This window comes from Photobacterium damselae, assembly GCF_003026815.1.
Taxonomy (GTDB): Bacteria; Pseudomonadota; Gammaproteobacteria; order Enterobacterales; family Vibrionaceae; genus Photobacterium; species Photobacterium damselae.
Window position 1 is genome coordinate 1 of record NZ_PYOG01000003.1, and the last position, 22426, is coordinate 22426.

Below are 22426 nucleotides of genomic sequence, written 5' to 3' on the forward strand. Positions count from 1 at the left end.
TACGTATTAAGTGCAGGATGTATGCCAACTTAGACAAAAATTTAACTCATTGAATAAAAAGGAATTTAATTTTAAATGTTTTTGAGAATATTTTTTCTGGGCAAGATCTTGCTCAGAGGCGGGCAAGAAGTTGCCCAGCGAGCAAGATCTTGCCCGATAAAAAACAATATTTAACAAAAACAAAACATTTAATTTAACACTAAACCATAAAAAAAGACCTCAGACCGAATGGAACACGATCTAAGGTCTTTTTCACTCAATAATATTAATGATCTTTATTTATCATCATCCAACTCAACTAATTTTGTTGAACCACCGTGAAACTTCTCACGCTTACGTTGAACAACCGCGAAGAAACCAGGAATTAAGAAGGTGCCAGCAAGAAGCACACACAATAAGCCACCGGTTAAGGAAATACCTAAAGAGTTCTGACTGATATGCCCAGCACCTGATGCAAAGATCAGTGGTAAAATACCTAGGATAAATGACCATGACGTCATATTTACCGCTCGGAATCGTAGCTTACCACCTCGAACAGCCGCTTTATCAATATCAAGGTTATTATCTTCACGCTCGTTTTTCGCAAACTCAACAATCAAAATGGCATTCTTTGCGGCAAGAGCAATCAAGAGAACTAAACCAATTTGAGCATATAAGTTCAATGGAATCCCCGTAATGGCTAAAGCTAAGAACGAACCTAACGTTGCAACTGGCACAACTAAGATAATAGCTAGTGGAATACTCCAACTTTCATACTGAGCAACCATAAATAGATAGATAAAGATCAGAGCCAAAGCAAACGCGTAAATCGCCTGATTGCCCGCTTGAACTTCTTGATATGCCATACCAGTCCATTCAAACTGATATCCTTGCGGTAAAACTTCGGCTGCAACACGTTCCATTGCCGCAATGGCATCACCACTTGAATAACCCGGAGCCGGCCCACCTTGAATCACGGCAGAACGGTACATGTTATAACGCCAAGCCACATCAGGTTCAAAGACTTGATCAATGGTCACCAAAGTACTCAGAGGGATCATATCACCTTGAGAAGAACGAACATGGAAACGTTCTAGTGCCGATAAGTCATTACGATAATCACTGTCGGCTTGTAGTGTTACCCTAAAGTTCTTGCCGTACATCGTAAAATCATTGATGTACATAGAACCAAGGTTACCCTGTAACGTCTGGAATATTTCAGTTAAAGGAATTCCTAGTTGTTTGGCTTTAACACGATCAATATCAACGTAAAAATGCGGAACGTTAGCGCGGAACGTACTGAATGTATATTGGATTTCAGGCTGTGCATTAGCCGCTTGAATCACATCTCCCATCACTTCGGCTAAATCGGTACGACTGCGGCCTAATGTATCTTCAAGAACAAACTCAAAACCTGAAGCCGCCCCCATACCAGGAACCGCAGGAGGTCCCATGGCAAAAACAATCGCTTCTGGTAATGTCATCGCAGCTTGTGCATTAATACGATTAGTAATTGCAAATGAAGAGTTATCTCCGGCCATATTATTACGCTCATCCCAAGGCTTTAGCTTGATGAACATAGATGCACCGTTAGATGCCGCAGCTCCCGTTAAGAATGCATAGCCATTAGCAATGGTCACCCCTTCAACCGCAGGTTCAGCCTCTACTATTTTACGCAGTTTGGCAGTTGTTTCTTCAGTACGCGACAAAGAAGCTGAATCGGGTAATTGAACGTTAACTAATAAGATACCTTTGTCTTCTTGAGGAACAAAAGCCGTCGACGTCGTTTTGGCATAAAAGCCCACCGCTGCAACCGCAATGACAAATATTGCAGCAAGCAATGTCGCTTTTCTAACTAAGAAACCTGCAATCGCACCGTATTTTAGCGTTATCTTATTCAACCCTTGATTAAAGACTTTGAACCAACGAGCTGTATTGTCTCCCCCTTGTTTTAAAACCAGAGAACACATAGCAGGTGATAAAGTTAAGGCGTTAATAGATGAAATAACAACAGAAATACAAATGGTTAATGCAAACTGGCGATACATGATACCAGTAATACCCGGCAACATAGCCACAGGTAAAAATACCGCAAGTAGTACCAGAGTTGAGGTAATGATAGGACCTGTTACCTCTTTCATCGCAATTAAGGTTGCTTGACGAGGGGTTAAGGTTGGATCTTTTGCCATATTGGTATCAACGTTCTCGATAACCAAGATAGCGTCATCAACCACAATACCAATGGCTAATATCAATCCAAATAAAGTCACTGTGTTTATCGTAAAGCCCGTTGCCAACATAATGGCAAAAGTACCAATAAGAGAAACAGGAATCGCAACGACTGGAATTAACGTTGCCCGCATACTACCTAAGAATAGATAGGTAACAGCAATAACCAATAAGATCGCTTCAATTAATGTCTTAACTACGCCTTTAATCGATTCAGCCACAAATAGCGTCGTATCGTAGCTGGTCTCATACTCCATTCCCTCAGGCATATTGACTTTAAGCTTAGATAGTAGCTCCATCACAGCCTGTCCACTTTCCAATGCGTTGGCATCAGATTGTAGTGACAGTGTCACGATAGAGGCAGGTTGTCCATTAAACAGACCATTACCATCATAGAACTTTTTACCTAACTCAACTCGTGCAACATCTTTTAGGTAAACAATAGAGCCATCAGGGTTTGCACGCACAACGACCTGTTCAAACTCCTGTGCTGATTCTAAGCGCCCTTTTGTTACTAAGTTAAATTGCACTTCTTGAGCATTATTATAAGGAGGTGCGCCAACCTTACCTGCAGCGACTTGAACGTTTTGTTCAGCTAATGCGTTTTTGATATCCGTTGTCGTCAGTTTTAGGTTAGCCATTTTTTCAGGATCTAACCAAACACGCATGGCATACTCACCACCACCGATAACATTAACTTCACTGATCCCTTTCACACGAGCTAGCTGATCTTTTACATTCAAATTAATGTAGTTAATCAAAAACTGATCATCATATTTGCCATCGGGTGAGAAGAAGTTAAGAACCATCAATAGATCAGGTGAGCGTTTTTTAACCGTCACCCCAACCATGCGAACTTCAGCAGGAAGCTTTGATTCTATTTGTGAAACTCGGTTTTGCACATTCACCTGAGCCATATCAGGATCAGTGCCAATATCAAAGGTAACATTGAGACTGTATGATCCGTCATTGGCACTTTTAGATGACATATAGATCATATTTTCTACGCCATTTACAGACGCTTCAATAGGATCGGCCACCGCTTCTTCTACAACTTCAGCACTCGCACCTGAATAGATAGCCGTTACACTCACTGAAGGTGGACTGATTTTTGGGTATTCAGCAACGGGCAGATTTAATAATGCGATCGCCCCTGCTAAAGTCAAAATGATGGAAATAACCAAGGCAAATTTAGGCCGTTGGATAAAAAAGCGACTTAACATATCCCGTCCTTATGCCTTTGGCGCTGAGTCTTCATTTTGTAATCGCACAGTCATACCATTACGAATACGCTGCAAACCAATGGTGATCACCTCCTCATCCGCTTTTAGGCCTTGAGAAATGATAACACCTTGATCTGTTTGGGAGCCCATTGTGACATTACGACGCTCAGCAACCTTGCCGTCTTTAAGAACCATAACAAAATCACCTTCTAGATCACTTTGCACTGCACTTCGAGGTATCACCATCACTTGTTGTGGCGTTTTCTCTCGTAAGAAGATCTGCACATGCTGACCTGGTAATAATTGCTGATTCGAGTTGGCAAATTGTGCTCGCATGGCAAGAGTACCTGTATTGAGATCTATACGGTTACCCACAAAATCAAGCGAACCAATCTCGGAATACTGCTGGCCGTTATTCAAGGTTAATACCACTTCAACTAAACCTTTATTATTGCCATTACCACTGCCATCGAGTTTGTCTAATCCCATATTTAGACGCTCTCGCTCACTGATGGTGAACGCGGCATGCATAGGGTCAAGACTCACCAAGGTTGTTAATACGCCAGATGATGGTGAAATAAGATCACCGATACTCACTTTGCTATCACTGACTCGTCCACTAAAAGGTGCAGTAATCGTGGTATGAGACAAATCAACCTTAGCAGCAGAATACATCGCTTGGGCTGATTCTAGTTGGGCTTGCGCATTCAGTTTTTCAGCCAGCAAACGATCGTACTCAGACTTACTGATATTGCCTTTTGGAAGTAGATCCTGTGCGCGAGCAAAATCCATATTTGAGCGTTGTACTTGTGCTTTAGCTTGAGAAATAGCAGCAGCGGCACTTTTAACTTGGGCTTCATAAGCTGCCGATTCGATACGAAATAGAGGCTGCCCTTTCTTAACCATCTGACCTTCTTCAAATAGGCGCTCTTTTAAATAGCCAGATACTTGAGCAGAAATAGCGACATCTTCAACCGCTTCTGTTCGACCAACATAGCTTTTACCTTGCTGATATTGGATAAGTTGAACCGACTGGGCTTGAGCAAGAGGTGCCATTGCAGGCTTTTGACCTGAAGCGGTCTCTCCACATCCAACCAATAAGGCAGAACCAATTAAGGTGGCTAACAAAAGTGGTTTTTTCATTGTTGTGACCATAGATTTCTCAGTATATAGAGCACTTGCTTAACCCAAGTAGCATTAAGCAAAAAAGTGCCATTAGTGATAATATCTACGGTACCAAGTTGGGGTTAATGAAAGCTGAATACAATCAGGGGATTAGTCACAATTTTAGAGGGAAAGTGTTGCAAAATATTTCAAATCAACAGAAATATATACTTAAGTAGAATCGATATGAGATTGTTATTAGATAATCTTAAACAAGCAAACATAAGTGATTGTTTATTAGTAAAATAATTTGAATACCAATGAAGAATAACCCAAAGAGCAAAATGTAAGCAATGAAACATTTTAAACGCTTTTTCAGAGCAAGTTAACAATAAAAAAGGCCAGTAAAATACTGACCTTTAGAATATTTTATGCCTAACTATTAAAACTTAATCTTTACAACATTCCACAGCGTGTTGTTGGTTATTAAGTTTATCGTGTAACCATACGCCAGACGCTTTCATCGCATATCCAAAAATGGCACCTACGACTAACGATGGAACCACCAATTTCCAATCACCAGCGGCAGCAAAAGTTGCACATGAACCGATAAAAGTTCCTGGGATATATGCCAGCCATGATTTTTTCGCTTGGATACACATAAAGAAAGCAACAATGGCTGTTACAAAGTAACCAACGATTTCCAGACTGACTAAACTTGAAAGCCAAATGATCACCATTGCCCAAAACACACCACTAAGCATGGTTAGCAAACTTAAGCCCAGTCCTTTTATCCCATCTTTAGGACAAGCAAAATAAGCCGTGCAGCCTAAAAATCCCCCCCAACTTAATAAGCCAAGAGAAACCGCTACCCAAGCCCAGACGCCAGATAAAATTCCTGTTGTTAATGCTATTGCAGCCAATACGCTCATGATATGTCCCAGCCTTAATATATACCGATTAGGCAAAGAGCGTAGTCTACCTAACCAATAACTCAGATGAAACGATCTTGATCACGCAAAATCCATTTCGGTTGCATTGCTTTCTTTATATTTAGGACTCAGATCACAATTGACCATCAATAAATTTACTTTTCGGTTTTAAAATACTTCTGCCAATTTTCAGATATTGTTTGATAATGTTCGATACAAAATGTTTGGCGATCTTTGACATCTAACTTATTGATCTCATCAAGTAAGTTAGGATATTGCTTAGGTTCAGCGCCATAAACCAAACATAAAGTTGAAAAATAACGTTGTAAATCAAAACTATGTTCATCAATGTATTCTGATGAGTCGTAATAATCAGGCTTATCATCTGACTCAAAAGCAAACATATCTGCCGCACTTATCGTAATATCTGCACCTTTTTTGACGTAATTGATTAGTACGATTGCAGCAAAATTATCAACCGCATCTTCTTCCTTACCTAAAATCGGAATGCCATTATCATCGATGTATGCATGACCAACTTCATGTAATAGCGTATGCAAAATGGTATCAACTGCCGCCTCTTTTGCCGACTTACCATACATTTTTTGGTAACGATTCTGAGCAAAATAATGAATCGCTTGCGTATAAAATGCGTAAGGTATGAAGATAGTATGCAAGTCAGGATCGTATAATGGTCCATCCTCCCCGCCATAATGTATGGTCAATGTTTGGGTAAATGGAAAATGCTCATTAGATAATTTCCCAACCAACTGATTCACTCGGCTTGCTTTTATTTCATCGTAAGCCGATTTTTGTGACTGGGTATTTGGAGACTGAAATGTATATTCAATCCCTCCTGCTGCTGAAGTGGTGCCAGATAACGTCGTACATATCAAAGCCGAAGCAAAACACAGTTTCTTAAACACTAGCCTATCTCTGTTCTTTCTTGTTATACCGAAAGAGTATACATATACCCAAGTGACTTTATGTCATAGCGAGAAGAAGTTTTGTCTGCAATTGTAATAATAGTAGCAAAACTGCTGTTTTCTTCATCGACAATAAGAACAGAGCGATTACAGTACATCAAGAATATGCTAGCTTATGAACCAATAAAATGGACTCACCCTTGGAGCACACACATGGGACCTTTAATGCTGGATGTATCAGGTTTTGAACTTGATGCAGAAGAACGCGAAATTATCCAACACCCGACCGTTGGCGGTATTATCTTTTTTGCTCGTAACTATCATGATCGTAAACAGCTACGAGCACTGGTAAAAGACATTCGTCAAACGGCAAAAAAACCACTACTTATTGCAGTTGATCAAGAAGGTGGTCGCGTTCAGCGTTTTAGAGATGAATTTACAGCTCTACCACCAGCACGTGCTTTTGCTCAATCACCTAACGGCTTAGATCTCGCAAAGCAAGGTGGTTGGTTAATGGCTGCGGAACTTTTAGCTATGGATATCGATCTTAGCTTAGCTCCTGTACTTGATTTAGGTTTTGATTGTAAAGCCATTGGTGATCGTGCCTTTTCTAACGATCCTGCTGAGATTGCTCTGTATGCGGGCGAATTTATTCAAGGAATGAAGCAAGCTGGCATGGCTGCAACAGGTAAACATTTCCCAGGTCATGGTGGCGTAATCGCCGATTCTCACTTAGAGACACCGTATGACTCAAGAGACAATATTAAACAACATGATATGCAAGTATTCCAAACATTGATCAATAAAGGTTTGCTTGATGCCATGATGCCAGCTCACGTTGTCTTTGATGCTTATGATTCACAGCCTGCCAGTGGCTCTGAATATTGGTTAAAGCAAGTGCTTCGCCAAGACCTAGGCTTTAATGGTGTTATCTTCTCAGATGATCTTAATATGAAAGGCGCGGATGTTTTAGGTAGTTATAGCGAACGTGCGGTGGCATCAATGAATGCGGGTTGTGACATGGTTATGTTATGTAATAACCGCCAAGGTGCAATTGAAGCATTAGATGGCCTACCACAAATTCAAGTACCAAGTCTTGAAGCTCTGCTTAAACGCCCTACTGGTGAATACAGCGATCTTGTGCAAACTCGTACTTGGATTGAAACCTCTCGCAATATTGCGCGTTTGACTCAAGAATGGCAAGAACGTCAGAGCTAATCGACCTATTTTACAGATAACAAAAAAGCGCCTTCCTTTTCGTTGGCGCTTTCATCTTTCTCTCTACTATCGACTTTCTACTGACTGCCGTTTTATTGTTAATTTGGCTTATAAACTGTCACGAGAATAGTCTACATCTTTAGTACACTTCTTCTCTTTTAAAATGATATATGCCGCACCAATAATAAAAGCAATAACCAGAATGGTTTTCATAACTGACCTTTATCTTCAATTGTAAACATTTGCCTAAAGCTAATGAAAAGCAGAAAATTTATTGAGCGATAAACTGTAAATCTACCAATCTAGAAGCAATTTTTAGACACGAATAAAGATACCTTATTTGTTTAAATATTGCACCATATAGTTTAGTTTATGTGCTTCTTCACGCAAAAAATTTATAAAAAAAGCGACCCTTATAATGAGTCGCTATGTATTACCAATTAAGTAGAATGTAAAGTTATAACCAACGTTCTTGAGTGGTAAAGCTTACTGAAAACCAAGCATTTCCAAGGTCATCTTTGAGTTTTTCCCAAATCTTTTGACGCACTAAATCTTGGCGTTTCATGCTCCACTGTTTATCGTCTTTGATCAGAATATTAACTTCTAAATCGTATTGACGCCCCGTTTTTGCAAGGTGATGAGTATAATCATCAAAATTATATGTTTCAGAAAGCTCTGCAATAACGGTATCAACGTGAGTTTGAACTTCATCTTGAGGTGCAACTAATAGCACTTCTTTTACGTTACGACGTAAGACACTAATGGGTAATACAGATGCTGCAATAGCAAGTGTTGAAACCAAAATTGGGTCAACATAACGGTTCCACTGTGAATGACCAAGAGAATCAAAAATCATCACAGCAACAAAACCAACGAGAATCGCGGCACTTAAAATACCATCAATCAACCACTCTTGAGAGTCTACTCGCACCAATTCTGAATCCACAGAACGCGCAGTATATGTCTCAAAAAAGTAGATACCAAAACATGAGACGGTTGATAGCACAGCATAGACGAGTGCATCTTCAATTACGATATCACGACCACCACTGGCAATGGTTTGCACACCACTAACAAAGGCAAACAAACAGGTGACAAGGATGAGCAAGCCATTGACGACATTAATCAGCGGCTCGATATGAGCATAACCAAATTGGAACTGCTCGTCGTCGGGTTTAGATACAAGATATGCAGTATAAAGGCTAAGACCTGTCATACCCATACTGAGGAACGAAAACATGCCGTCTAACAAAATGGCGTTGGATCCGACATACAATCCATAACCAATACCCAAACTCGCTACCCAAATGGTACCTAGCAGGGAAAGTTTCAGCGCTAAACGTTCTTTACTAATTTTACGGCTGTGTGTTGCCATAAAATCCTCCTTATCGTTACTCAAAATAAAAACTAAAATTTGTGACTGCTAACATAAATTTTATGCTTCCCACCCATTTGCAAGAGGTCAAATTTTTGCTAGTTGTGCTCTTAGCTTACCATTAAAAATCGTTAAAAGAAAAAATTTACACTGTTTCTTTCATACCAACCGTCTACAAAAAAGATGACATATCGAATAAAAAACAATAAATATCAACAAATTAAAACGTTAAAATATAAAAAGCATTAATAATAACGATACTCAATAATTGAGGCAAAAACAGTGCCATAATCAGAAGGTTCAGCAGAAAAACTCTAATTGAAATGAATCTCTAACCGTTCAATTTCTGCATAAAATTCAACCAACTGTAAACGTGTAAGATCGTATTCAAATAAGGTCTTAGCGCAACTTTGATCAGCCAGCTCAGGTTTATCCCCTTGCTGACCATTCTGATACATACAGATTGCATTTTGTTTGCATGACCTGTTTCGACTATCAATTAATGAAGCCCATGTGTCGTTAAATTCTGAAATTGCTTGATTGAGTTGATTGATGTTCTTTGTGCTAAGTTGGTCTTTAAGCTGTGATATGTGAATTTGATGGCGGGTTATCATCGATGCAAAAGAACGATCATAATAATCAACCGAACCGCTGTCACAATACGATTCAGCAAATGCGTCTTGCGCTAAAATGGCTGTGATATCGGGTTCTTTTTCAGCGCAAGCACTAAGGCTAAGTACCAACACGCTAAATAAATAGATTTTCATAATCACCTCACCATCAGAGCGTTTAAACACAGTGCTTTGATATTAAGTATGAACAAGGAAACTCTATTTCGCTTATTTTACAGACATAAAAAAACCGAAAGCCCTATTTTGAACCTTCGGTTTTTAATGAACAGATCCAATTTACGATCAGTTAACCACTGTTGGTATACCCGTCTGTTGCTTTAACTCTTGTGCTAAACGCTGTTTTGCTGCGTTATCATCGCCAAGGCTCGCAATTAAAGAGTCATCGGCGGTTACAGGCTTAAATTCACCTAACTGCTCTTCATCTTTAGAAAGTGGTTGATGAACCTCAACGATAATTGAACCGTCTTTATCTACTGTGTGCTTTAACGGATCATTAATAATACGAACAGGAGTCCCTTTAGGTATTTGTGGGAACAACCATTCAATATCCCAAGGGTTCATTCGAATGCAACCAGAGCTTACACGCATACCAATACCAAAATCTTTATTGGTACTGTGGATCAAATACTCACCGTGGCCATAAGCTAAGCGCATTGCATAATCACCTAGCGGGTTATTTGGGCCAGCGGCAACAACGGGAGGTAGAGTCACCCCTTTAGCTGCGTACTCTTTACGAATGTTCGCCGTAGGTGTCCAAGTTGGATGACGAATTTTCTGACTGATCGATGTCGTCATACTTGGTGTTTCACGCCCTACACGGCCAATACCGATTGGGAACACATACACTTTAGATGGATCATCTTTCGGGAAATAGTAAAGACGAAGTTCCGCCAAATTAATTGTCACGCCATTATGCGGCACATTTGGCAAAATAACTTGGGTTGGAATTTCTAACAACGTTCCAGGTTGGGGTAAAAAAGGATCGACATCCTTATTCGCTGCCAATAACGCTAAAAAGCCAACATTAAACTTATTTGCGATATCAGACAGGCTCTCTCCTTTCTCAACTTCATAATATTCGATAGTACCAACGATATTGCTACCATCATCTGGTAACTTAAACTCAATCGCATTAACTGCACTTGAGAATAAGCACGTTAGTGAGAAAAGTAATGCACGATACACAACATCTACTCCTTCCTAGTCGTGATTGACTTATGTGTTTATACCCAAACCTAATTAAAAATATAGTGTTTAATCAAACTGATTTGGATATGGATATAATTAATCATATTACTTTATGTCTTATTATTGCGCCAGTGTAATCATTTGACTTGACAATGAACTAACTTGTGACTGTTATGCAACACTAAGCAAAGGTGATACCCACCGTTTCAAAACGTGCCATGGCGTTAAGATGATCAGAATGACCTACTTGGTAATAAGCTTTTGGCATACTCTTATCCAAACCTTTATTCACAAGTCGTTTATATTCTTCTCGAGTTACAATTACGTAATCTAATTGAGCATCCAGTAAATGTTGAATATTGGCGATGGTTGCTTGATCGTCTCGAACTAAGGCTTTTAATTGACCTATGATCACCGTCATTGGTAACCATAAATCACGACTCAACAATTTACGATCGCTGCATTGTTGCGCTTTAAGACTGTAGTTTGCCGTTGTAAATATGCCTAACCAATCTGGCTTACCATGACGAGTAACTAGATTATGCTTATAACAATAATACGCTTCACAATACTCTTTTAGATTATGGAAACGTTCGTTATACACTTCCAAATAAATATGTTGCAATTCTAGTTGCATATTAAATTGATTCACGTAATGAACTCTTATTCTTTTTTGAAATAAAAATAGGACTAACTCGGTCTATATGGAACAACGATGTCTGAATGAAGACGACACCGATTTACGATGATTATAAAGGATTAGTCTGTGATCAAAAAATCCCAATCTTGGATGATTTCAGAAAACGAAGTCACGCCTGAAACAATTTTTAAGCAACGCCGTGATATTTTGCTCAAACTCGGTATCACTGCCACAGCCTTACCCTTTGCTGCGCAATCAAAAGCTGGGTTACTGGATCTTTTTTCCTCCGATGAACCGAGTAAAACCGTTGATCATCGCCAAAACTTAGCGGGGGTTAGCTCTCCACTTTCAACATCTGATCTTTCGTTAACACCAGAGAGTAAAATACTTGAATACAATAATTTCTATGAATTTGGCGCAACAAAATCAGATCCAGCCCGTCTTGCTGCTAACTTCAAAACAGATCCATGGACAGTGGAAATTGATGGTTTAGTCAAAAACCCTATTAAGCTCCATCATGAAGATCTATTAAAGAAATTTACCATTGAAGAGCGTATTTATCGCATGCGTTGTGTAGAAGCATGGTCGATGAATATACCTTGGCTCGGATTTCAATTATCTGATCTATTAAAACTAGTTGAACCAACCTCTGAAGCAAAATATGTGGCCTTTCAAACATTGTATGATCCTAAAGAGATGCCAGGCCAAGCTTCTCGAAGTCTCGGCGGTGGTATCGATTATCCTTATGTAGAAGGTCTGCGTTTAGATGAGGCTATGAACCCATTAACCCTAATGTCGGTTGGTTTATACGGTAAAACACTCGCACCGCAAAATGGAGCCCCTATTCGCTTGGTCGTACCTTGGAAATATGGTTTTAAAAGCATTAAATCCATTGTGAGAATTACCTTAACCGATAAAGAACCGCCAACAACTTGGAATCGACTTGCCCCTCAAGAGTATGGTTTTTATGCCAATGTGAATCCTAATGTCGATCACCCTCGTTGGAGTCAAGCATCCGAGCGTTTTATTGGTCAAGGTAGTGTCTTTAGTAGCCGTCGCCAAAAAACGTTGATGTTTAATGGATACGAAGATCAAGTTGCCTATTTGTATAAAGGAATGGATTTAAGGAAAAACTATTAATGCGCATCACACCAAAGCAGATCACCATAATCAAGAGTATGGTTCATATCTTCTCTCTTATTTTTATGATTTATTTTATCTTGCTTACTCTGCAAGGGGGCTTTGGTGCAGATCCTGTAAAAGGTATGGAGCATTTTACCGGTAAAGCGGCGCTTAATATGTTGATCCTTACTTTACTTGTGTCGCCGCTAGCTAAGGGTTTTCGTCAAGGTTTATTGATGAAATTACGCCGAATGCTGGGGTTATACAGTTTTTTCTGGGCAACGCTGCATTTTGCCATCTATATTAGTCTGGATTTAGGTTTTGATTTTTCCCTATTGGGTGAAGAAATCTTCAAGCGTCCATACTTAACTATTGGGGCGGTTTGCTGGGTGATCTTACTACTATTAGCAGCAACATCATTTCAGAAAATACAGCGAAAAATGGGTAAAAAGTGGCAAACTTTGCACTATTGGGTCTATTTAGCTCTGATTCTGGCTCCAATTCATTATTACTGGTCGGTTAAATCGGGGCTTATCGAACCCAGCCTTTATCTTGTGGTCACCGTGCTTCTTTTAATATGGCGAAAAGATTTCTTTATGCGCTTACTTGGGAAGTTTTCGATTTCAGTGAAAAGTTGAGGTTATTATTGAAAAATAACGACATATTGACACACAAAGAATAAGACAAATTACAAATATCTGATACGATAACCCTATTCATATGCATGTTGAGGTTATAGTTTGTGATTAGCGATATTCTGGAACTCAGTATTGAGCAATTTATGCAAGATTGCTTACAACTGTGTGAACAGCAATACCCTACAATCCATAACCGAGGCATGCGAGAACAGCACATCGCCAAAGCGCTATTACGTCGAATTCAAAGTGGACTGCAGCAACGTGGTATAGAAGCTGAAATTAGCCAACCGTTAGAGCTGAAGTCTCTATTTAAAATCACGACGACCGACAGTGAACTTTGGTTAGTCGCTCATCATTTTCTCAGTGCTAACCTTGCCACTCGTAAAGCATTAATTGAAACCATTGATCTGGTTGTTCAGCAACCTAAAGAGCGAGTTTCAAGCTACCTTCTGATCATGGCCGATCATTGGTTTGATCGAACCAAAGCCAGTAAAGAGCTTCCAGCATGGTGGTTAGATGAACAACCTGAAGATTGGCAAGATTACCTTCATTCAGGAGTTCGCTTATTGCCAGCAGATGAGACTCTCTCACACCAGCTGAATCAAAATCATTACCCTCTGCTCGTAATGGATCGTCAACTGCATCACCCTTTGATACACATAAAACACCAAACGCATGTCAAACGTTACGTTGTCATGAGTGGTTTATATCAACTACGCTAGTTAATACCCAGACTTTCTCTTTATTGTTCTCGAATTAGCCGATATTATTCGGACACTTTACTATTCTTCTCACTTCAAGGACTGAAGTTATGACCTCGCACGCCAATAGTGCCACTCTCGCCCTTCGCGATGATTCTATCTATGCTTTGTTTTGGCGCTATAGTTTACCAACCATTGCAGCTATGTTGGTTACGGGTGTTTACGTCGCAATCGATGGCATGTTTATCGGTCACTTTATTGGTGAAGATGGATTGGCAGCCATTATTCTTGGTTACCCAATTGGCTCGATTTTGTATGCCCTTGGTGCTCTTATTGGTATGGGGGCATCTGCATTAGTCTCAATGAAATTAGGTGAAGGTAAACAAAAGCAAGCCCAACTTATTGTCGGTAACGCTTTTAGCCTCTCTCTTATTATTTCTCTTATTACCTGTATTTTAGGCATTAATTACGGCAAATATGCTTTGATCTGGCTTGGGGCTGAAGGCCATATCTTGCAAATGGCAACCGATTATCTGTTTTGGTATTTTGCGATGGGCGCTTTCGCAGTACTGTCGATGGCCTTCTCAGCACTATTACGCAACGATGGTCAGCCTAATCGCGTTACCTATATCATGATTTTGGGTGGTGTTTTAAATATCATCCTAGATTGGTTGTTTATTGTCGTGATCCCATGGGCGCTAACTGGTGCCGCTATTGCCACTATGTTATCTCAAGCGGTTACGGCTATTTTATGTCTTCAGCATTTTTTCTCCGACCGAACCCAACTAAAAATCACCTGGAATACGTTAAAACTTCGGGTAGCCATTGTTGTTCGTATTATTAAGTTAGGTACATCTAGCCTATTGATGTACATGTATTTATCTGTTGTATTAATGCTCCACAATAAAGCTTTTTTAACGGTAGGTAGTGCCCTTCATGTTGCAGCATATGGCGTCGTAACCTATGCCGAATCTTTCTTCTATTTAGTATTTGAAGGGATCGCTCTTGGTATTCAACCTATCACTAGCTTTAACTATGGCGCAGGCCAACAACAGCGAGTATTGCAAGCTCGTAATTTAGCCATTGCTATTACCATCGCCTTCTCTCTATTAGGTGTTGTTGTTCTCTATAGTTTTCCAGAAACTGCAGTATTTGTTTTTGCCGGTGATAACCCGACCCTATTACCAGAGGCTGTCCAAGGCATGCAGCTCTATTTTTGGGGGCTACCTTTTGAAGGACTGCTTTTGGTTGGTGCAACCTATTTCCAATCGATTAATCGAGTCAAGCAAGCTTCCATTCTTACAGGTGGTAAACTGATCTTTATAACGCTTTTTGTCATTCTTTTTGCCAAATTATGGGGTGTAACTGGTGTGTGGCTAGCACTTCCTGTGTGCAGTTTATTATTGGTTATCTGGATGGCTGGACAGATGATAAAAGAGCAAAAAAGTTATCAGAACGAAAACAAATGAGCTTGGTTTTATATCACATTATAGGTTGATAAATTTTGGGATAAATCACTAATGCAAACGATTTCTTTTGCAAAAAACTGGTGATTTAACCCATTTTTGACTCAAAGATAAGATTGTTTAAGATCGAGATCACAAATGAAAAGCAAGAAATGAAATAGTTATTTGCAATACTTTTTTGCTCTGTATTATCAACGCGAAATTCATCGTTCACGGTAATACTTCATGTTCAAAAAAACTTTACTTGCTGTATCGTTAGCTGCAACCTCTTCTTATGCTTTTGCGGTTGAAAATGTTGATCTATTAATTAAGAACGCTCAAGTTCTGACAATGGATAAAGACAAAACTGTGTTTGACCACGGTTTAGTTGCTATCAAAGGAAATAAGATCGTTGCCGTAACAGATGGCTCTGACATTAAAGAGTACCAATCAGCAAAAACTATCGATGCTGATGGCGATATCGTTATGCCAGGTCTGATTAATACCCATACTCACGTTTCTATGACGGTATTTCGTTCATTAGCTGATGATGTGCCTGATCGTCTGCACCGCTACATCTTCCCTCTTGAGAAAAAGCTAGTATCTCGTGATATGGTTCGCATCGGTGCGCAACTGGGTAATGTTGAGATGCTAAAAGGCGGCGTGACTACTTATGCTGACATGTACTACTTTGAAGATGAAGTAGCAAAAACCGTGGATCAAATTGGTATGCGTGCCGTTCTTGGTGAAACCATCATCAAGTTCCCAGTGGCAAGCGCGGCAACACCAGAAGATGGTATCAAGTACACGCTAAACTTTATTGAACAATATAAAGACCACCCTCGCATTACCCCTGCGTTTGCTCCTCATGGTCCTTATACCAATACCACTGAGATTTTGCAGAAGATCACTGAGCTATCGCTTAAACATGATGTGCCTGTGATGACTCACCTTGCTGAATCTGAGCGTGAAAACCAAGTGATTGCTGAGCGCTCTGGCGGCCTATCTCCAATCAAATACATGGAGTCTATTGGTGCATTAACGCCTAACTTTGTGGGTGCTCATGTTATTAATGCAAACGATGAAGACATTCAAATTCTGAAAAAGCACGATGTTGGTGTTGCGCATAATATGAGTGCGAACATTAAATCAGCTAAAGGCGTAGCCCCTGCGATGAAGATGTTTGATGAAGGCCTTCGTATTGGTCTAGGCACTGATGGTCCAATGTCGGGTAATACACTAAGCACTATCGATGAATTTAACCAAGTTGCTAAAGTTCACAAGTTGGTGAATAAAGATCGTGCAGCAATGCCACCGAAGAACGTGATTGAAATGGCGACCATTGGTGCGGCTCGTGCTCTTCATATGGAAGATAAAATCGGTTCTCTTGAAGTGGGTAAATTAGCTGATGTTATCGTAGTTGATACAAAAGCACCGAACATGGTTCCTGTCTACAATCCGTACTCTGCATTGGTTTACTCAGCGTATGCCACTAACGTTAAACACGCGATTGTTGACGGTAAACTGCTGATGGAAAACCGTGACGTATTAACCGTCGATGAAGAGAAGATCCGTATTGAAGCACAAAAATATGCAGACACTGTTCGTAAAACGGTCATTGAAAGCGGTGAAATCGTTCAGTAATGGTTGAATGATTTTATATTGAGGTTTGAAGGGAGGCATTGTGTCTCCCTTTTATTTTTATGGTGGTACTCTCCATCATGAGTGCATTAATCAACAGAGATGACACATAGACCTTCACTCATCGAACCTTGACCTTATTTGAGAATGGTTAGCTAATAGAATCCAAACTTATCTCCATGATGCATTCGTCATCACTAAGTCCAGTATTCCAACCTTGATAGAAGAAAATAGTGTGTTTAACGTCGATGAATTGTTGGAAATTTCTGCGAGTGTTAATTAGAAGGTCGTGCAGTTGGCGAAGCATTTAGTGGGAATATTAGCCCCTGTTTATGGGGGCTAGATTATATTTGGGCAGAAACAGATTAGGCTGTTTTCTCTACTAAGCCTGGATATTAGAAGAGGTAAAACTAACGTTCGGCATCGCCCTTTATAGTATTTCCAATATTTACTTATACAAGTTGGCGAGGGCTTGTCCAACACTTCGGATAAGTGTCGATTATGCGACACTTATCTTTATTTGTTAATCACTGATAGTAAATAACAAGTTATAATTGTAATTTTTAATAAAGCATCTTAATCTTGATGTTTATTTTATTATGCGGTTCTCCTTTCAACCATCATAGGTTCTTCTATTGAACCAATATGTTTAGTTAGAAAAGAAGCCAAAGAATCATGAGGTCTAATTCTTGGACCCATAATATCAATAACGTTAGCACTATTAATCTCAACATGAGCTTTGATATTAACAGCAGAAACACTTGATGAAACTTCCTTTAAGACCTTAACAAACTCAATAAAGAAATCCATTTCATTGTGGCCTCTAGAAATTTCTTTAATTTCAAATTTAGATAATTCATGTTTACAAGATTCTATACCTAAAAAATCCTCAGGACTTGTAGTAACTTTAGTTTTTACACTTAAATAATTATATAATTCTTCTTTAGTAAAAAGTTTTGTTAGCTTAAGGTTTTCATCAATACTGAAAAGATCTGTCGTTTTTATACAATCTAAATTAAGTCTTACACCACCTTTACGTCGTTGATACAATACCCAAGACATTAATTCTAGGGCAATAGTATTGTATTCATTATGTGCAATTTCAAATAACTCTTTTAGCTTCAACGATACTGATGTACCTGATGTTTGTCTAAAAATCTCAGCCCAAACTTGCTCTAAACTAGTACTATTAACTATATAGTTTTCAATCGCATATAGCGTTGTTTCGTAAATAGTTTCAGCTCTTACAACATCTACAGGTATTATATTATCAATATCTTTATCAATGAAAAATAATAACGGTTGAATAATACTTGTTTTATGTCCTATTTCTCTATAGTGATAAAGTACACTATCTTTTTTACCACATATATAGGTCTTTAATTCATAATCATCATCCAGCATATTTCTAATAGCTGTACCATAAAATGACTCATCTGTTTTTCCTTCAAAGAAGGCATGAACTACTTTTTTTGAAGGGTTAAAGTCAATAAGAAACAAATGATGCTCAATATTTTCATTACTTAATTCATTGTTTAAATAATCTAAGAAACTCATATTTAAATATAGAACTCCATCAATGATTTTGCCTTATTTTTCAACGTATTGTTATAAATAAATGGAGAATGTGTCACTGCAATTAATCCACTACAATTTGATGTTAATGCAATATCTTCAAGTAATCTTTTTTGCCAAGGAACAGATAAAGATAACTCCGGTTCATCAATAATAACAAGATAATCATCAAAGTCAGATAAGTACATATGAGCAAATAAAGAAACTATTTGTTTTTCACCTGATGATAACAACCCTAAGTCTATTTCATTTGGTGACTCACATAAAATGAATTCGCTATTTTCAAAATCTGGTACTAGTGGTAACCTAAATTCTTTATTATCAAACTCAAACTTTTTACCTTTTAGATAACTGTTTGTTAACTTGGCAAAAGTTCTAACTTTATCCTCTTTATTTAATTGATTTTTGTGTAAGTTCAATAATTGCTTAATCAAGTGTGCAGAAAGCATGTCAATGTCAGATGATAAACTTCCTTCATTAAGTGCATGGGCTGTTCTTCTTAAGTTAATCAAGTCATCACTAGAGAAAAACGATCCATCTCTTTCAATCTTTTCAAAAATAGCATCTAATTCAGAATCATTGAACTTATAAGTTGGAAGCGATTCCTCTTGCATATATTCTTTTCTTAAAATAACTCTCAAATAACCACTAGTTAAGGTTTCTAATGATGACCTAAACTCATTTTCTAATTCATTCATTTTTGAAGAAATCATAGACTGCACATCTTGCATACCGAATTCGACCAATTCAATATGTTCTCGGTTTCTAATAAAACTAGAATGATATCTATTATATTTTTTCAAATCATCCTCTAAAGATGGGAATATTTGTTTTAAATCTCTTTCTATTCTTCTATATGTCGGTAGATATAATACATGAAAATTTAATGCTGATTCTAAAGCGACTAAACTCTGTGGAATATCATTTAATGAATAATTAGATAGAGACAAGTCACCAAGCACTTTTCTAACTTTACTAGGACTACTAAAATTTTCATTACGTAGTTGTCCAAATAGCTTTGGTGTGAAATTATTATAGGCTTGAGTCGCAGTTAAACCCATTGACTTAAGCTTCATTAGTAACTGAAGTATGGGGGTATCACTAGCATCATCATAAATACTCTCAATTTCTTCAAATGTAAATTTATAATCTTTTCCATCAACACCGACTTCAATACTTTTAAACTGGTACTTAAGTAGTTTTTGCCACTGACTTGTTAAGGTGTAAAAGAGTATATTAATTATTGTGCTTTTACCTAATCCATTTTCTCCAACAATAATAAGTTGATTATCATCAAATTTAACGTCAAAACTCTTATGACCATAGAGTTTTTCAATTCGAACATATTCAATTTTTGACCTTTTCATATATTTCTCCTACTAATTTATAGTGTTAAATTTAATTTCATTATTCAGGGCACTTAATAGCTTATTAATAAGCATTCTTACTTCACGGAAGTGATGCCCCTAAAGTCAAATAATTATAATCAATTAAGTTCATAAACATAATATTCTTGATTAAATTAATTTTTTCAAAGTTTTTATTTAAAATTTAGAAAGTAAAAAAGGATTTAATCAGTATTATTAAAAACAGCACTCAAACTATAAAATCACCACGTTTTATTATAACTATTCATATATACAGAAAATAAAACTAATTAAAAATTACGTTAATACGATATGAACGAGTATTTGATCTAACAAGGAAAGGGGCATTAATGTGCTAGTTTCATCACTTTCTATCGAAAACAACTAGTCATCAATCCAGCCTTAATACCTACTAAGCTTATCCATGAACCCGCTATCAATATGCGTCAATTTGCTCACGCATTATCAATGCAACAACACGAAAAATCAATAGTTTTTCCATACAAAACCACACTTAGCGCCTTGTTATTTATACTAAAAATGGAAAAACCATTCCATGGTGGAATATTCAATTTGGAATGGTGTAGAAACGCTTCAGGACGGGATGGAACTTGAAAATTACTAGCTCAATATTCTTTAGATATCTGAAACTTTCAACAGACATAATAGGCATTGGTTTCAATTTGGGACTCGGTGCGTACCTAATTGTGTTGGAGCCCTTATCGCAATTTGACAAATTAGGGAGTTTGATAACGCATTTTTACTCTGACAATTCGTTACTTGCCTATTAAGCATATTCAAAGATAATAAAACCATGCTTATTATGGATTTTGAAAATGAAAATAGTCAAAACGGCGATACTTCTTACTGCCCTATTCGCTTATGCTCCATCTGCGATAAGTGACGCTGTCACAAATAGTAATCAAGAAGAAATCTTTAATGACATCCAAAATGATACTATTTATGGCTCATGGAAGATTAAAACGCCACAAAAAATAGGGAAACGAATTATTGCTGGCGCTTTGTACTTCGAAAAAAACGAGCAAGACCAGAACCAGTTCACTTTTGCCCTATTAGAGTCAAATGGTCATCATGGTTGTACTGATTTTATCGCGAATGGTCATGTGGAGTTTATTAAAGATGGTGATGTGTTTGCTCAGCAAGGATATTGGAAGTTTTTTATTGATGAGGACGTAAAAACGCTTCATTCTGGCGATCTATTCCGAGCGGAGGATCATCTTATTCTAAAGCTTAATAATGCCAATGATGAGTTAATTTTACAACCAGTATCAAAAGATCAATTAGAACACGATGTCTCGGTTGCTTGTCAGGCTAACAAAGATATTCCTGAATGATTTCAATTCATTAGGCTCGGAAAACATCATAGATATAAAGCCAAATAATAAATTGATAGTTTTATTTGGCTTCATACCGTGATTATTAACTATTCAAAGAATGCTGGATGATAGCTTACCTCACCAGATGGGATCTCACCTTCTAATGCTTTAACCAAAAAGAATTCAGGCGGCACACCATCAAGAGTCAGTTTTGGTGAAGGTGTAAACCCAAAGCGAGTATAGTATTCAGGCTCACCTAGAAGAACGACACCTTTAAAACCTAATTCTTGTGCTTGTAATATCCCTTGCTGGATAAGCGCATGACCAATCCCCTTACCTTGTTGGCTTGGAATCACAGATACCGGTCCAAGGCCGCACCATTGGCTCTCCTTTCCATTAATGCGTACAGGAGAAAATGCGATATGCCCAACAAGTTGCGAATCATCTTCACACACAAGCGAAATAGTCAGCGCATTACTCTCACGAAGTTTATTTACAATGAGATGTTCTGTTGGCTTTGCGCCTGGTTCATGATGTGGGTGATTTTCAAATGCTGCATAAGTTAGTGATTCGATCTGTTCGATATCTAATGGGCTTTCAGCTCTAATATTCATAGCGTTATATTCTTTGTTAATTATGTATATGGCTAAACTATAAAGTGTAAAGCTATAGACAGGTCAATAAAAAATTATAACCATCTTCGCACTTTTTTCTGGTAGTTCGTGTACTCATTGCCAAAACGCAACCACAATGCTCGCTCTTCTGGTTGAATCTGAAATCGGTCTAAATACCAGATAAAACCCAAGACAAAAACTAAAGTTAGCGGGGCTTGCAACCACATAGTAAGAGCCGCGGAACAGAGCACAAAACCAATATACATAGGGTTGCGACTTATTTTAAATATCCCATGTTGAACCAGTTCACTCGCTTTTTCTGGCACCATTGGATCCACTGTAGTTTGAGCAAGACGAAACGAATAAACCGCAGAAAAGCAGAATAGTAAACCAACAATCATTAATGTTAGTGCTAGCATCAAATAGATTGGATTAGGCATAGTGAATACGCTGTGCTCAGAAAATAAAGGGAGCAGGCAAAACATAATAAGGAGTTGAACCAAGGGCGGAATTTTCTTTTCAAGTCTGATCATGCTGCCT

At 38.3% G+C, this 22426-nt stretch carries 19 protein-coding genes; 7 read left to right on the top strand and 12 right to left on the bottom strand.

Translation table 11 applies throughout. The features are described 5' to 3' along the window. Positions 1 to 275 precede the first annotated feature (275 nt). The 4 genes from CTN07_RS04450 to CTN07_RS04465 all read right to left on the bottom strand — a co-directional run bounded on the left by CTN07_RS04450 (position 276) and on the right by CTN07_RS04465 (position 6393). Positions 276 to 3431 carry an efflux RND transporter permease subunit gene (locus tag CTN07_RS04450; RefSeq protein WP_005304752.1) on the bottom strand — a complete coding sequence of 1052 codons (3156 nt, stop codon included), beginning with the start codon at positions 3429 to 3431 and terminating at the stop codon, positions 276 to 278. A gap of 9 nt (positions 3432 to 3440) precedes the next feature. Then, a complete protein-coding gene (locus CTN07_RS04455) occupies positions 3441 to 4574 on the bottom strand; it encodes an efflux RND transporter periplasmic adaptor subunit (RefSeq protein ID WP_005304749.1) in 1134 nt (377 codons plus the stop codon). Positions 4575 to 4984: 410 nt separating this feature from the next. Next, positions 4985 to 5467: a DUF1097 domain-containing protein gene (locus CTN07_RS04460; RefSeq protein ID WP_036765585.1), complete on the bottom strand. Its 483-nt coding sequence runs from the start codon at positions 5465 to 5467 to the stop codon at positions 4985 to 4987. A gap of 155 nt (positions 5468 to 5622) precedes the next feature. Continuing rightward, positions 5623 to 6393, bottom strand: coding sequence for a DUF4344 domain-containing metallopeptidase (locus CTN07_RS04465; RefSeq protein ID WP_005304746.1), 771 nt, complete (start codon positions 6391 to 6393; stop codon positions 5623 to 5625). A gap of 213 nt (positions 6394 to 6606) precedes the next feature. Between CTN07_RS04465 and nagZ the strand changes: the two genes are divergently transcribed. Next, a complete protein-coding gene (nagZ, locus tag CTN07_RS04470) occupies positions 6607 to 7611 on the top strand; it encodes a beta-N-acetylhexosaminidase (protein ID WP_036765583.1) in 1005 nt (334 codons plus the stop codon). Between the two features lie 457 nt (positions 7612 to 8068). On the opposite strand, the gene CTN07_RS04475 is transcribed toward nagZ, so the two are convergent. The 4 genes from CTN07_RS04475 to CTN07_RS04490 all read right to left on the bottom strand — a co-directional run bounded on the left by CTN07_RS04475 (position 8069) and on the right by CTN07_RS04490 (position 11458). Further along, on the bottom strand, positions 8069 to 8986 hold the full coding sequence (locus tag CTN07_RS04475; RefSeq protein WP_005304742.1) for a cation diffusion facilitator family transporter: 918 nt from the start codon (positions 8984 to 8986) through the stop codon (positions 8069 to 8071). A 314-nt stretch (positions 8987 to 9300) separates the two neighbouring features. Beyond that, positions 9301 to 9753: a hypothetical protein gene (locus CTN07_RS04480; RefSeq protein WP_107183677.1), complete on the bottom strand. Its 453-nt coding sequence runs from the start codon at positions 9751 to 9753 to the stop codon at positions 9301 to 9303. Positions 9754 to 9900: 147 nt separating this feature from the next. Continuing rightward, positions 9901 to 10803 carry a L,D-transpeptidase family protein gene (locus CTN07_RS04485; protein WP_005304740.1) on the bottom strand — a complete coding sequence of 301 codons (903 nt, stop codon included), beginning with the start codon at positions 10801 to 10803 and terminating at the stop codon, positions 9901 to 9903. A 184-nt stretch (positions 10804 to 10987) separates the two neighbouring features. Then, positions 10988 to 11458 (bottom strand): hypothetical protein, encoded by a 471-nt coding sequence (locus CTN07_RS04490; protein ID WP_228125750.1) that lies wholly within the window; start codon positions 11456 to 11458, stop codon positions 10988 to 10990. A 138-nt stretch (positions 11459 to 11596) separates the two neighbouring features. On the opposite strand from CTN07_RS04490, the gene msrP reads away from it, so the two are divergent. From msrP to CTN07_RS04515, 5 genes are all read left to right on the top strand, one after another. Then, entirely contained in the window at positions 11597 to 12586 is a 990-nt protein-coding gene (gene msrP, locus CTN07_RS04495; RefSeq protein ID WP_036765969.1) for a protein-methionine-sulfoxide reductase catalytic subunit MsrP, read from the top strand. Beyond that, complete coding sequence (gene msrQ, locus CTN07_RS04500; RefSeq protein ID WP_005304737.1) at positions 12586 to 13206, top strand: protein-methionine-sulfoxide reductase heme-binding subunit MsrQ; 621 nt, start codon at positions 12586 to 12588, stop codon at positions 13204 to 13206. Before msrP ends, msrQ begins: the two co-directional genes overlap by 1 nt. Positions 13207 to 13310: 104 nt before the next feature. Beyond that, a complete protein-coding gene (locus CTN07_RS04505) occupies positions 13311 to 13928 on the top strand; it encodes a hypothetical protein (protein ID WP_005304735.1) in 618 nt (205 codons plus the stop codon). 89 nt (positions 13929 to 14017) lie between these two features. Beyond that, positions 14018 to 15376: an MATE family efflux transporter gene (locus CTN07_RS04510; protein WP_005304733.1), complete on the top strand. Its 1359-nt coding sequence runs from the start codon at positions 14018 to 14020 to the stop codon at positions 15374 to 15376. 222 nt (positions 15377 to 15598) lie between these two features. Next, complete coding sequence (locus tag CTN07_RS04515; RefSeq protein WP_005304731.1) at positions 15599 to 16996, top strand: amidohydrolase; 1398 nt, start codon at positions 15599 to 15601, stop codon at positions 16994 to 16996. A gap of 594 nt (positions 16997 to 17590) precedes the next feature. Here CTN07_RS04515 and CTN07_RS04520 read toward each other — a convergent pair. Both CTN07_RS04520 and CTN07_RS04525 read right to left on the bottom strand, forming a co-directional pair. Next, the gene (locus CTN07_RS04520; RefSeq protein ID WP_005304730.1) at positions 17591 to 18550 is read right to left on the bottom strand and encodes a DUF4435 domain-containing protein; all 960 of its coding nucleotides are present in this window, start codon (positions 18548 to 18550) and stop codon (positions 17591 to 17593) included. A 2-nt stretch (positions 18551 to 18552) separates the two neighbouring features. Continuing rightward, the gene (locus CTN07_RS04525) at positions 18553 to 19935 is read right to left on the bottom strand and encodes an AAA family ATPase (RefSeq protein WP_005304729.1); all 1383 of its coding nucleotides are present in this window, start codon (positions 19933 to 19935) and stop codon (positions 18553 to 18555) included. 836 nt (positions 19936 to 20771) lie between these two features. On the opposite strand from CTN07_RS04525, the gene CTN07_RS04530 reads away from it, so the two are divergent. Continuing rightward, complete coding sequence (locus CTN07_RS04530; RefSeq protein ID WP_036765577.1) at positions 20772 to 21290, top strand: hypothetical protein; 519 nt, start codon at positions 20772 to 20774, stop codon at positions 21288 to 21290. 89 nt (positions 21291 to 21379) lie between these two features. On the opposite strand, the gene CTN07_RS04535 is transcribed toward CTN07_RS04530, so the two are convergent. Together CTN07_RS04535 and CTN07_RS04540 are read right to left on the bottom strand one after the other, a co-directional pair. Next, positions 21380 to 21886 carry a GNAT family N-acetyltransferase gene (locus CTN07_RS04535; RefSeq protein ID WP_036765574.1) on the bottom strand — a complete coding sequence of 169 codons (507 nt, stop codon included), beginning with the start codon at positions 21884 to 21886 and terminating at the stop codon, positions 21380 to 21382. A 74-nt stretch (positions 21887 to 21960) separates the two neighbouring features. After that, positions 21961 to 22419, bottom strand: coding sequence for a methyltransferase family protein (locus tag CTN07_RS04540; RefSeq protein ID WP_036765572.1), 459 nt, complete (start codon positions 22417 to 22419; stop codon positions 21961 to 21963). Between the last annotated feature and the right edge of the window lie 7 nt (positions 22420 to 22426).